The 12,295-nt window shown below is 61.7% G+C and carries 12 protein-coding genes; 3 read left to right on the top strand and 9 right to left on the bottom strand.

Annotated elements, in window-relative coordinates; all coding sequences use genetic code 11:
- Window positions 1-158: 158 nt before the first annotated feature.
- Entirely contained in the window at window positions 159-479 is a 321-nt protein-coding gene (locus CER19_RS23890; RefSeq protein ID WP_019817806.1) for a YqjD family protein, read from the bottom strand.
- 164 nt (window positions 480-643) lie between these two features.
- Here CER19_RS23890 and CER19_RS23885 point away from each other — a divergent pair, with 164 nt between their 5' ends.
- Complete coding sequence (locus tag CER19_RS23885) at window positions 644-898, top strand: hypothetical protein (RefSeq protein ID WP_003190904.1); 255 nt, start codon at window positions 644-646, stop codon at window positions 896-898.
- Here the strand turns inward: CER19_RS23885 and CER19_RS23880 are convergent.
- Window positions 870-1,790 (bottom strand): LysR family transcriptional regulator, encoded by a 921-nt coding sequence (locus CER19_RS23880; RefSeq protein WP_116668212.1) that lies wholly within the window; start codon window positions 1,788-1,790, stop codon window positions 870-872. The genes CER19_RS23885 and CER19_RS23880 overlap by 29 nt on opposite strands.
- A 91-nt stretch (window positions 1,791-1,881) precedes the next feature.
- On the opposite strand from CER19_RS23880, the gene CER19_RS23875 reads away from it, so the two are divergent.
- On the top strand, window positions 1,882-2,808 hold the full coding sequence (locus CER19_RS23875) for a carbon-nitrogen hydrolase family protein (RefSeq protein WP_116668211.1): 927 nt from the start codon (window positions 1,882-1,884) through the stop codon (window positions 2,806-2,808).
- Between the two features lie 174 nt (window positions 2,809-2,982).
- Here CER19_RS23875 and CER19_RS23870 read toward each other — a convergent pair whose 3' ends face one another.
- A complete protein-coding gene (locus CER19_RS23870; RefSeq protein ID WP_116668210.1) occupies window positions 2,983-3,444 on the bottom strand; it encodes an LEA type 2 family protein in 462 nt (153 codons plus the stop codon).
- A gap of 12 nt (window positions 3,445-3,456) precedes the next feature.
- Window positions 3,457-4,887: a nucleobase:cation symporter-2 family protein gene (locus tag CER19_RS23865; protein ID WP_003190912.1), complete on the bottom strand. Its 1,431-nt coding sequence runs from the start codon at window positions 4,885-4,887 to the stop codon at window positions 3,457-3,459.
- 233 nt (window positions 4,888-5,120) lie between these two features.
- Between CER19_RS23865 and CER19_RS23860 the strand changes: the two genes are divergently transcribed.
- On the top strand, window positions 5,121-6,746 hold the full coding sequence (locus CER19_RS23860) for a methyl-accepting chemotaxis protein (protein WP_116668209.1): 1,626 nt from the start codon (window positions 5,121-5,123) through the stop codon (window positions 6,744-6,746).
- 123 nt (window positions 6,747-6,869) lie between these two features.
- Here CER19_RS23860 and CER19_RS23855 read toward each other — a convergent pair whose 3' ends face one another.
- The 5 genes from CER19_RS23855 to CER19_RS23835 all read right to left on the bottom strand — a co-directional run bounded on the left by CER19_RS23855 (window position 6,870) and on the right by CER19_RS23835 (window position 12,044).
- Window positions 6,870-7,847 carry a D-glycerate dehydrogenase gene (locus CER19_RS23855; protein ID WP_116668208.1) on the bottom strand — a complete coding sequence of 326 codons (978 nt, stop codon included), beginning with the start codon at window positions 7,845-7,847 and terminating at the stop codon, window positions 6,870-6,872.
- Window positions 7,844-9,136, bottom strand: coding sequence for an MFS transporter (locus CER19_RS23850; RefSeq protein WP_014718725.1), 1,293 nt, complete (start codon window positions 9,134-9,136; stop codon window positions 7,844-7,846). The genes CER19_RS23855 and CER19_RS23850 overlap by 4 nt, the downstream gene beginning before the upstream one ends.
- A 45-nt stretch (window positions 9,137-9,181) precedes the next feature.
- The gene (locus CER19_RS23845) at window positions 9,182-10,123 is read right to left on the bottom strand and encodes a sugar kinase (protein ID WP_116668207.1); all 942 of its coding nucleotides are present in this window, start codon (window positions 10,121-10,123) and stop codon (window positions 9,182-9,184) included.
- On the bottom strand, window positions 10,116-10,898 hold the full coding sequence (locus tag CER19_RS23840) for a sugar phosphate isomerase/epimerase (protein ID WP_003190919.1): 783 nt from the start codon (window positions 10,896-10,898) through the stop codon (window positions 10,116-10,118). The genes CER19_RS23845 and CER19_RS23840 overlap by 8 nt, the downstream gene beginning before the upstream one ends.
- An 84-nt stretch (window positions 10,899-10,982) precedes the next feature.
- Entirely contained in the window at window positions 10,983-12,044 is a 1,062-nt protein-coding gene (locus CER19_RS23835) for a LacI family DNA-binding transcriptional regulator (RefSeq protein WP_116668206.1), read from the bottom strand.
- Window positions 12,045-12,295: the final 251 nt, after the last annotated feature.

Below are 12,295 nucleotides of genomic sequence, written 5' to 3'. Positions count from 1 at the left end.
GTGCAGTCGCGGCGGTCGGGGGGGCATAGACGCCAGCGCGAGGGGGCGAGGTGGGTGGAGGGGGGGTTGCTGTGGGTTTTGACAGTTCTGCAGCAGTTGCGCGAACTGGCGGAGTGAAAAAGTGCCGGGGCAGGGGTGCACCGCTGCCACGCCATGGATCAGTTACGGCGACCCAGCAACAGGCCAACCACCAGGCCAAAGCCTGCGGAAATGGCCACGGTCTGCCATGGGTGCCCACCGATGTAAGTCTCGGTGGCATCCACGACCGGCTTGCTGCGTTCACGTACGTTGGACACCGATTCCAGGGCTTGCTTGAGTTTGATGGCAACCTGCTCGCGCAGAGTTTCACCTTCCTCGCCCACCAGGGATGCGCTGCTTTTGAGCAGTTTGTCCGATTCTTCGATCAACGCGCTCAGTTCGCTGAACGCTTGGTCCTTGATTTGATCTTCGACAGCTTGGGCGGCGGTTTTGCGGGCCATTGAGTGACTCCTTGCAGGTGGATGTGGCAGTGAACAATGGAGTATCGGGCGGTGGCAAAAGTTGCAGTTTTTTTGCCGGGGCACTCATCCGAGGCAAAATCCGGATCGGGAACTTTGGACCTACAGTGTAAGATGTCACCTATTTGTGCAGCAGGTAATTCAACATGAGCTTCAATCTCGCCAACAAGACCCTCGCCGAACGCGCCGAGCTGGAAGATGAAAAGTCGCGCCTCTACGACCTGTGGCAAACCAACCTGGGCAAGGCCAAGGGCGAAGCCGCGCGGTTGTTCGGTGAGCGCGCCAAGCGCAAGGGCAAGTGGGCCGAATGGGTGCGTGCCGAACTCGACGGCATGTCGCCGCCGGAGTTTTCCAACATGGTGCGCAGTGAAGTCAATAAGCTGATGGCGGCGGCGAAGTAAAGCACGCCACAATCGCTTCGCGCACCTTGAGCAGCAACGGGTCCAGCTGAGCCTGGGTACGCCAGCCCAACTCCACCGGGTAATGCGGCAGCGCCAGCGGGCAGGGCAGCACGCGCAGGCCGGTCATTTGCGCAATGGCGTGGGCCGCATGCCCGGGAATGGTTGCCACTGCGGTGCTGCCTTTGAGCAGATACGGCAGCGCGGCGAAGTGGCTGGTGGACGCACACACGTGGCGGCGCAGCCCGTGCGCCGCCAAGCCTTCATCGGTAATGCCGATAAACCCACCTGACGACACCAGCACATGCTCGCGAGTGACAAACCCCTGCAGGTCGATAGTCTCCTGGCCCGGCGCCAGGCTATGGGGGTCTACCAGGCAACGATAGTCACCTTCCCCCAGCACCTGTCGGCTCAGCCTGCGCTCGGTAAAACCGCCCGCGGTAATGGCCAGGTCCAGCGTGCGGTCGAGCAGGGCGGCGGCGACGATCTGGCTGTAGGTCTGGCGAAAGATCACCCGTAGCTTGGGCAGGCGCAGTGCGATGGCCTCCATCAGGCTTCGGCCATAGGCAATCTCGAAGTCATCCGACAGCCCCAGCACCACCGAGCGCCCCTCGTAGTGCAGGTTTTGCGGGCTGATCATCGCCAGGCTCTGGCGGCAGCGATCCAATGCCTCACTGATCACCGGTTTCAACTGGTTGGCCCGCAATGTTGGTGCCAGGCCGCGTCCGGTGCGCACGAACAAAGGGTCGCCGTACAGCTCACGCAAGCGCCGCAAGCCCGCGCTGATCGCCGACTGCGTCACACCCAGGCGCAGCGCCGCACGGCTGGCACTGGACTCGTCGTGCAGGGCTTCGAAGGTTTTGAGCAGGTTCAGGTCAACCTGGGCGATATTCATTTGGCTCATATCATTTAGCACTGAGGTGGGCTTTATTCATGATCGAGTCTGGCCGGAGAATGGGCAACCCCTATCTATCGGAGTGAGCCTGATGCCTGTATCGACTGTCGCAGCCCTGCAAATCGGCGCCTTGCCTGGCGGCAAGGCTGACACCCTGGCGCAGATCCTGGCCTATGAGGATCAAATCCAGCGCAGTGGCGCGCACTTGGTGGTTATGCCCGAGGCGTTGCTGGGCGGCTATCCCAAGGGCGAAAGCTTTGGCACGCAATTGGGGTATCGCCTGCCCGAAGGCCGGGAAGCCTTTGCGCGGTATTTTGCCAATGCCATCGACGTACCGGGGCCAGAGACCGAGGCGCTGGCCGGGTTGTCGGCGCGTACCGGTGCCAGCCTGGTGCTGGGCGTGATCGAACGCAGTGGCAGCACGCTGTACTGCACGGTGTTGTATTTCGAACCCTCGGGCGGCCTGGTGGCCAAGCACCGCAAACTGATGCCGACCGGCACCGAGCGGCTGATCTGGGGCAAGGGCGACGGTTCGACCCTGCCGGTGATCGACACCGCAGTGGGGCGTATCGGCGGCGCGGTGTGCTGGGAAAACATGATGCCGTTGTTGCGCACCGCGATGTACGCCAAGGGCGTTCAGGTGTGGTGTGCGCCCACCGTGGACGAGCGCGACATGTGGCAGGTGAGCATGCGCCACATTGCCCATGAAGGGCGTTGCTTTGTGGTCAGCGCCTGCCAGGTGCAGGCATCGCCCGAGGCCTTGGGTGTGGAGGTTGCCAATTGGCCGGTGGAGCGTCCGTTGATTGCCGGCGGCAGCGTGATCGTCGGGCCCATGGGCGACATTTTGGCGGGGCCATTGGTGGGTGAGGCGGGTTTGTTGACGGCGCAGATCAATACCGATGATCTGGTGCGGGCACGCTACGACTACGACGTAGTGGGGCATTACGCCCGGCCGGATATTTTTGAATTGGTGGTGGACGAGCGCGCCAAGCCAGGCGTTCGCTATATAACTGACTAAACGCAATCAACCTGTGGGAGCTGGCTTGCCTGCGATAGCGGCGTGTCATTCAATTCATCTGTTACTGACGCACCGCCATCGCAGGCAAGCCAGCTCCCACACTAGGTTCCGTTCGCCCACTCTGCGCGGGTGATCGCCCAGAGTTTCCGAGGGAAAGTCTCGGTTGCAGGCTGATTACCAAGTGGCGGTGTTCGGCAAGTCCAGGGTGCCACGCTCTACAAAGCGCATCGTGCCAAACAGGCCCCCCGCCAGTTTGCCGCGCAGCACGTAGGGCAGGTTGTTCAGGCTTTGGGTCTGGCTCAGGCCCAGGGTCTGGCGCAACACCGAAAACGCCGAAACGCTGACCGGCACCATCAGCACGGTTTCAGAAAAACGTGGGATGCTGCCAGCCTGATCGCTGACGCCAGAAGCGAGTGGCCGGCCATTCACCTCCAGGTCCAGCGCCACGCCGTTGTAGTCGATTGCCGCTTCATTGGGGTTTTGCACCCGCAGCTTCACGGCAAAGCGCACTTCCAGGTCCTGGCTTTGCAGCGGCTCGATGCCCACCACATTGATGTTCACCGGGTCACGGTTGGGGAACAGTGCGCACGCGCTCAAGCTCAGCAGCAACAGCGATAGAACCATGAGCTTGCGCATAAAGAAATGCTCCTACTTTGGGGTGACGTCCGGGTCCTGCATGACCTTGAGGGTAGAGGACTCCGGCTCGAATTCATCTTCTTCCAGCTCTATGAACTCTTCGGGCAGGAAAATGTTCAGCAGGATTGCACAGAATGCGCCCACGGTGATCGGCGATTCGAAGATGTTGTGCAGCGCCTTGGGCAGCTCGCGCAGCACTTCTGGCACGGCGGCGACGCCCAGGCCCATGCCGAGGGAAATCGCCACGATCAGCACATTACGCCGATGCAGGCCCGCTTCAGCGAGGATCTTGATGCCGGCCACGGCCACGGTACCGAACATGATCAGGGTCGCGCCGCCCAATACGGGCTTGGGCATCAGTTGCAGCACCGCGCCGATCATCGGGAACAGCCCCAGCAGCACCAACAGGCCAGCAATGAAGTACGCCACGTAGCGGCTGGCCACGCCGGTCAATTGAATCACGCCGTTGTTCTGGGCAAAGGTCACCATCGGCAGGCTGTTGAAGGTGGCGGCCATTGCAGAGTTGAGACCGTCGGCCAGCAGGCCGGACTTGATGCGCTTGATATACAGCGGGCCCTTGACCGGTTGCTGGGAAATCATCGAGTTGGCGGTCAGGTCACCGGCGGCTTCCAGGGGCGAAATCAGGAAGATCACCGCCACCGGGATAAACGCTACCCAATCGAACGAGAAACCGTACTTGAACGGCACGGGCACGCTGATCAGCGGCACCTGGGGCAGGGCGGCCATGTCGACGCGGCCCAGCAGCCACGCCACTACAAAGCCCAGGGTCAAACCGATCACGATCGAGCCCAGGCGCAGGAACGGGTTGTTGAAGCGGTTGAGCACCACGATGGTCAGCAGCACCAAGGCTGCCAGGCCCATGTTGCCTGCGGCGCCCAGGTCGCTGGCGCCATAGCCGCCAGCCATGTCGGTGACCGCCACCTTGATCAGCGACAAGCCCATCAAGGTGATGATGGTGCCGGTCACCACCGGGGTGATCAGTTTGCGCAGTTTGCCGATGAACTGGCTGAGCACCACTTCGATAAACGCCGCGAAAAAGCAGATGCCAAAGATCGTCGAGAGAATTTCATCGGTGCCGCCACCCCGGGCTTTGACCATAAACCCGGCGCTCAAAATCACACTGATAAAGGAAAAGCTGGTGCCTTGCAGGCACAACAGCCCCGAACCCACCGGCCCGAAGGTGCGCGCCTGCACAAAGGTGCCAAGCCCCGAGACGAACAGCGCCATGCTAACCAGGTACGGCACTTCGCTTTCCAGCCCGAGTACGCCGCCGACGATCAGGGTGGGCGTGATGATGCCGACAAAACTCGCCAACACATGCTGCAACGCGGCAAAAATCGCGGCGGTGAAGTGCGGGCGATCTTCGAGGCCGTACATGAGGTCGGATTTATAGCGCGGGCGGGGGGCTTGAGCGTCAGACAAAATGATGGCTCGGGTCAGAAAATGGAGGCGCAGGATGCCAGAAAGTGCCAGTCGCCTGAAGTGTAAAAAAATATTTATAAAGCCCCTGCGCTAAAGCCGTGCCCCAGCCGATATCAAGCATAGGCCCACACTACAACGACAACAGTGGTGACCAAGGTCTGGGCAGCGCGTTGACGCTGACGGATCGTTTCGCGGCAAGGACGCTCGCAAACACTACTTCTGAGAGCAGCCCTATGTCCCTCCGTCACCTGAATATTGCCCCTCGCGCGTTTATCGGTTTTGCCTTCATTGCGGTTCTGGTGGTGCTGTTGGGCGTGTTTGCGGTCAACCGTATGACGCAAATGCGCCAATCCTCCCAGGACATGAGCGCCAACCAACTGCCCAGCATGACCCACCTGGGCACCATCACCGAAAACGTGCTGCGCATGCGCATCCTGTCGTTTCGCGTGCTGGTCAATCGCGAGCCTACCGCCTTGCAGGAAGCCGAGACCCGCATCGGTGTGTTGGCTGACAAGGTCAAGACCGCCCAGGCCAAATACGCCACGCTACCTGCGGGCCCGGAGGAGGCTGCGCTGTACAAGGCCTTTGGCGTCACCCTGGACAACTACCTCAAAGCCCAGGCCGAGATGTTAGCGTTGTCCAGGCAAGGCAAGGTCGATGAGATGCGCGCCCTGATCAACAGCCGCATCAAGGAAGGCACCGATCAGATGGGCGAGCAACTGAACAAGCTGATCGCCATCAATGCGGCCGATGCCAAGCAAGCCGACGCAGATGCCGGGCAAAGCTACGAGGGCGCGATCACCGGAGTGGTGGCGGTCTCCGTGGTGGCGGCATTGCTCACCGTGTTGCTGGCCTGGTTGCTGACCCGCAGCATCGTGACCCCGTTGCGCAAGGCCGTGGAAGTGGCTGAAACCATTGCCGCCGGCAACCTCAGCAAAACCATCGAGGACGATGGCAAGGACGAACCGGCGCGGTTGCTCAGTGCGCTGTCGACCATGCAAGCCAGCCTGCGCCAGACCATCCAGCACATCGCCGGTTCGGCCACCCAGCTTGCCTCGGCCGCAGAAGAATTGAGCGCGGTCACCGAGGAGGCGTCCCGTGGCCTGCAACAGCAGAACAATGAAATTGACCAGGCCGCCACGGCCGTCAATGAGATGACAGCGGCGGTGGAGGAAGTGGCGCGTAACGCGGTTTCCACCTCCGAGGCGTCCGGGCAGTCCAACCAGGCGGCGCGGGAAGGCCGTGATCGGGTGATGGAAACCGTCGGTGCGATCCAGACCATGACCCAGGACGTGCAGAACACCTCCGCGATGATCGAAGGCCTGGCCGCTCAGGGCCGGGATATTGGCAAGGTGCTGGATGTGATCCGCGCGATTGCCGAACAAACTAACCTGCTGGCGCTTAACGCGGCGATTGAAGCCGCCCGTGCCGGCGAGGCCGGACGTGGCTTTGCCGTGGTCGCCGATGAAGTGCGCGCCCTGGCCCATCGCACCGCGCAGTCGACCCAGGAAATCGAGAAAATGGTCGCCGGCATTCAGAACGGCACCGGTGAGGCGGTGCAGTCCATGCAACAAAGCAACCAGCGCAGCCAGACCACCCTGGAAATGGCACGCGCGGCCGGCGCTTCACTGGAGCAGATCACGGCGTCCATCAGCCTGATCAACGAACGCAACCTGGTGATTGCCAGCGCTTCGGAAGAACAGGCTCAGGTCTCCCGCGAGGTGGACCGCAACCTGGTCAACATCCGCGACCTGGCAACCCAGTCGGCGGCGGGCGCCAACCAGACCAGCGCGGCCAGCCATGAGCTGTCGAGGTTGGCGGTGGATTTGAATGGGATGGTGGCAAGGTTCGTCGTCTAGCAGCCGCCACAAAACCCTGTGGGAGCTGGCTTGCCTGCGATAGCAATCTAACAGTCAGCACATCATGGTTTGGCTTACCGCTATCGCAGGCAAGCCAGCTCCCACCTTTGCTCTTGTGCTGTGTCAGTGCCTCCATGCCCCTGGATTCACCAAGTTTACCGGCTTTTCGCCAGCCAGTGCCGCCAACAGATTATCCACCGCACACTTGGCCATCGCCCCCCGCGTCTCATGAGTGGCCGAGCCGATATGCGGCGTGGCTACCACATTGTTCAACCGCAACAACGGCGACGCGTGATCCAGCGGCTCCTTCTCAAATACATCCAACCCCGCCGCGCGGATAGTGCGTTGCTGCAACGCTTCCACCAGTGCTGCCTCATCCACCACCTTGCCTCGGGAGATATTGATAAAGATCGTCTGCGGCCCCATCAGCGCGAACTCCTCGGCGCCAATCAACTTCTCGGTCTCAGCGGTCAACGGCAACGTCAGGCAGACAAAATCCGCCTCTTTGAGCAAATCCTTGAGGCTTCGGTACTGCGCGCCAAAGCGCGCCTCCACCGCCGGCTTGGGTGAGTGGCTGTGATAGATGACCGGCATGCCGAAGCCAAAATGGCCGCGCTGGGCCAGGGCTTCGCCGATGCGGCCCATGCCGATGATACCCAACGTCTTGCCATGCACATCGCTACCGAAATGCGCCGGGCCGATGTTTTTGTTCCATTGCCCGGCGCGCACCATGTCGGCCAGTTCCACCACGCGTCGGGCTGTCGCCAGGATCAGCGCAAAGCCGGTGTCGGCGGTGGTTTCGGTGAGCACATCCGGGGTGTTGCTAAGCAGGATGCCGCGTTGGGTCAGATAATCGATGTCGTAGTTGTCGACGCCCACCGAGACGCTGGCTACTGCTTCCAGCTTGGGTGCCAGGTCGAGCAACTGGGCATCCAGGCGCAGGCTTGCACCCAACAGGCCATGGGCGGTGGGCAGTGCATCGCGCAGTTTGGCCAGGCCGGTCTCATCCAGTGCATCAATCAGCGTGACCTCGGCCTGCTCATGCAGGCGAGCCATCAGCGGCGCGGAGAGTTTCTTGTACAACACAACGGACTTTTTCATGAGGTCTTTACCTTCAACTCCAGGGTTGGCGCCGGCGAGCGGTCACTGGCGCCGGGCTTGAGGAAAATCGTCAGCACCACGGAAAGCAGCAGCGCGCCGCTCATCAGCAGGTACGAAGCGCCGGGTGAGCCGGTGCTGCTGTTGAGGTAACCCACCAGGTACGAGCCACCGAACGAGCCCAGGGCGCCCATGCTGTTGATCAGTGCCATGGCGCCACCGGCGACGTTGGCCGGCAGGATTTCCGGGACAATGGCGAAAAACGGACCATAGGGTGCATACATGCACGCCCCGGCGATCACCAGCAGGGTGTAGGACCACCAGAAGTGTTCGGCGCCCAACACGTAGGACGCGTAGAAGGCAATCGACGCAATCAGCAGGGGCGGCCAGACAAAACGCTTACGTTTTTGCAGCTTGTCTGAACCCCAGGACACCACGAGCATGCCAATCACCGCTGCCAGGTAGGGCAGGGCCGAGAGCCAGCCGGCTTCGACCATGTCCATCTGCAAGCCGGCCTTGAGGATCGATGGCAACCACAGCACGAAGCCGTACACGCCAATGCTCCAGCAAAAAAACTGCAGGGCGAGAATGATCACCTTGGGCGAACGGAACGCCTCGGCGTAGTTCTTCACGGCCTTGATTCCCACCTGCTCGGCGGCGAGGGCGGTTTCCAGGCTGTGCTTTTCGGCGTCGCTCAGCCACTTGGCATCCTTGGGGCGCTCATCGGCCAGCTTCCACCAGATAAACGCCCACAACACCGCCGGCAGGCCCTCGATGATGAACATCCAGCGCCAGCTGAAATGCTGCACCAGGTAGCCCGACACCACCGACATCCACAGCATGGTCACCGGGTTGCCGAGGATCAGGAAGGTGTTGGCCCGCGAGCGTTCGGCACGGGTGAACCAGTGGCACAGGTACACCAGCATGGCCGGCATCACGGCGGCCTCGACCACCCCGAGCATGAAGCGGATGACGATCAGCATGTAGGCGTTGGACACCACGCCGGTCAGCGTCGCCAAGCCGCCCCAGAGGATCAGGCTGACGAAGATCAGTTTCTTGACGCTGCGCTTTTGTGCGTAGATCGCCCCCGGCACCTGGAAGAAAAAGTAGCCAAGGAAAAACAGCGCGCCGAGCAGCGAAGACATGCCCGGCGTGATCATCAGGTCCTCGGCCATGCCGGACGCCGCGGCGAAGCCGTAGTTGGCGCGGTCCAGGTAGGCCAGGCTGTAGGTGATAAACACGATAGGCATGATGTACCACCAGCGACGGGTGGCGAGTTTCACGGTTTCCATGGGGTTGCTCCTGAGCTTGTTGTAGTTGTGGCAACAGGTAATGGGTCACGCAACGGATCGGGTGGGTAGTTCTGCGCGGCTGGGCAAACCTTCCATATCGCCGCGGCTCTGCACGGCGCGGCTGCCGATCCAGTTACCGCGCTGTACGGCCTCGGGGAAGCTTAAGTTTTCCAGCAGGGCGCTGATCATGCCCACGGCAAAGCCATCGCCGGCACCCACGGTATCCACCACCTTGGCCACCGGTATGGCGGCGACAAAACCCTGGTCCATATGGGTGCGGTAATAGGCGCCCTCGGCGCCGAGCTTGATCGCCACGGCTTCGGCGCCCTGGTCGAGATAGAACGCGGCGATGTCTTGCGGGTCGTCAAAACCAGTGAGCAGGCGACCTTCGCCCAGGCCCGGCAGGACCCAGTCGGCCAAAGCGGCCAGGGCATTGATTTCGCGGATCATCTGCGCCTGGCTGGCCCACAGGGACGGGCGCAGGTTCGGGTCGAACGACACACTGCGCCCGGCCTTGCGCATTTGCGCCATCAGCTCGAACGACAGTGCGCGAGTGGCATCGGACAGTGCTGGTGGAATGCCGGTGGCGTGTAGATGGCGGGCTTGCAGCAGCGCTGGGTGGATGGCATCGATGGACAAGTGGCTGGCCGCCGAGCCTCGGCGAAAATACTCCACTTGAGGATCTGCGCCGGCGTCCTCACGGGACTTGAGTTGAAAGCCGGTGGGGTGCAGCGGGTCGACGGCCACATGGCGGCAATCGAGCCCCTCTTTGGTCAGGGTATCGACCACAAAGCGCCCGAGGGAGTCGTTACCCACGCGGCTCAGCCAGGCCACGTTGAATCCCAGGCGCGACAGGCCGATGGCGACGTTGCTGTCGGCGCCGGCAATGCGTTTGTGAAACTGACCGACCTGGGCCAGGTCGCCGGTCTGTTCGGCGACAAACATCGCCATGGTTTCGCCAAACGAGAGGATATCGATCTCAGACATGGGCGTTCTCCACATGGGGTTGGCCAAGGCGGGCCAGGGTCGCGACCTGTTGTGCGGTGACCTCGATCAGGTCATCGCCCTGCAACGGAAATTCCACCGCCCGAGTAATACCTTGAGTCATGTGTTTAAGCAGTTGTTCCCACAGATGCAGGTCGGTGGCGCCCGGCGGCAAGGCCACGAGCTTGCCGTCGGCGCGACGGGCCACGGCCTTGCAGTGCAGGTAATCCACATGCCGGCCCAGCAACCGCGCAGCAGTGAGCGCGGACTGGTCTTGCCACTGCCAGTTACCGATATCGAAGGTCATTTTCACCGGCAGGCCCAGGCGTTCGACTTCGGTGAAAAACCGTTGCATCGGTTCAATGCGCCCGCCGTGCAGGGTTTGGTCGTTTTCCACCAGCAGCTTGACCGGGTGGCGATTGAGCAGGGCGTGCAGGCTTTCCAGATCGTTGGTATCGGTGAAGTAACCGAGCGAGACCTTCAGCCAGCCCGAGCCAAAGGCCTGGGCGCGGTCCAGGGTAGCGGCCAGCTCGGCATTGGGCTGGGCACGGCCGGCGACCCACAGCTCCAAGGGCGAAGAAAATACGGATTCCAGGCCTTGTTCTGCAGCGGCCAGGGCCAGTTCGGCCGGTTGCTCGGTGGTGAGCAGTTCTTCACGCCATTCAATGCGCTGGGCACCGGCGGCGCTCAGCAGCGCGACAAAACTCAATTGACCCTGCTGGCGAACCAGGTCGGCGCCGTAGCTGGAAAGGCTGATGGAGACGGGGTATTTATGCATTGTTGTTTGCCTCTGAAACCGGTTTCATTTTTATACGCAAAACAAAATGTGGGAGCGGGCTTGCTCGCGAAGGCGGTGTGTCAGTTAGCGCCAGAGTGGCTGATCTATCGCGTTCGCGAGCAAGCCCGCTCCTACAGGGGATTGTGTCGAGCCACGGATAATCAGCTCGGGTAAAAAATCCAGGGTGCGCGTGGGGGCGGTATCGCCGCGCAGGCGCTTGAGCAAACAGTCAAAAGCGCTGGCGCCAATCGCTTGCGTCGGTTGGGCGAGGGCGGTAATCCCATTACCCACCAGCGGGTACCAGTCCAGGTCATCCAGGGCGATCAAGCCCACCTCGCCGAACAGGTCGCAGCCCAGCGCCTTGAGTGCACGGGTGCAGGCCAGTGCTGCCACGCCGTTGGCGCAGAACAGTGCCTTGGGGCCGGGTTTGGCGAGAAAGGCTTGCAGACGCTTTTCCAGTTCACCATCCAGTTCAACCACGGCACCTGTCAACGCCGGGTGTTTGGCAATCTCGGTGTTGAAACTCTCCAGACGCTCCAAACGTGAACTGGTGCCATCGGTGGCCTCGCTCACCAGCAGCACGTCGCGGTACCCCTGCTGCTCCAGGTGTTCCACCGCCATACGCACCGCCGCCGGGTTATCCAGGCCCACCAGGTCGCTGTGCAAGGGTGCGACCTTGCGGTCCACTAACACCAGGGGCATTTCCCGTTGCAGTTCCAGCAGTTGGTCGAGGTGATGGCCCAGGGTGTTCACGATCAGCCCTTCGATGTTGTACGAGCGCAGCGCCGCCAGGTGTTGGCGCTCCTGCTCGTCATCGCGGTCGGTGTTGCACACCACCAGGCTGTAGCCGTGCTGGCGGCACGCGGTTTCGACGCCGTGCATCACGGCGATGGAATAGGGGTTGCGGATATCGGCCACCAGCATGCCGATCAGACGCGTGCGCCCACGCTTGAGGCCACGGGCCATCTGGTTGGGGCGATAACCGAGTTCGTCGATGGCCTGTTCGATGCGCAGGGCGATGGCGTCGGAGAGCAGGGCTCGGTCATCGCCGATGAAGCGCGACACGCTGGCCTTGGACACGCCCGCGCGCTCGGCGACGTCGAGCATGGTCACGCGGCTGCGCTGGGCGGCGGAAAATGGAGTCACGGCAAAGCCTTTCTTATTGGAATGAGTAACGGGATGAAACCGGTTTCAGAAAACACTAGCCCATCGTCTTCGTCAAGAGAATCTTGGTCGTGTGAAGCCACTGGTCAGCCGGGAGAGCCGACGAGCGGTGGTCCTACCTGTGAGTTTTGACAGTATCGGCTGGGCCAGAGGAGGTGTTCAATGGCCCCAACAGAACCTCTGGTATTGGCATGCTGAGAGCAGGGGGCGGTTTAGAAAATGCTTGAATGACG

The organism is Pseudomonas sp. GL93, from assembly GCF_003408955.1.
Taxonomy (GTDB): domain Bacteria; phylum Pseudomonadota; class Gammaproteobacteria; order Pseudomonadales; family Pseudomonadaceae; genus Aquipseudomonas; species Aquipseudomonas paracarnis.
This window is presented reverse-complemented; position numbering and strand designations above follow the sequence as displayed.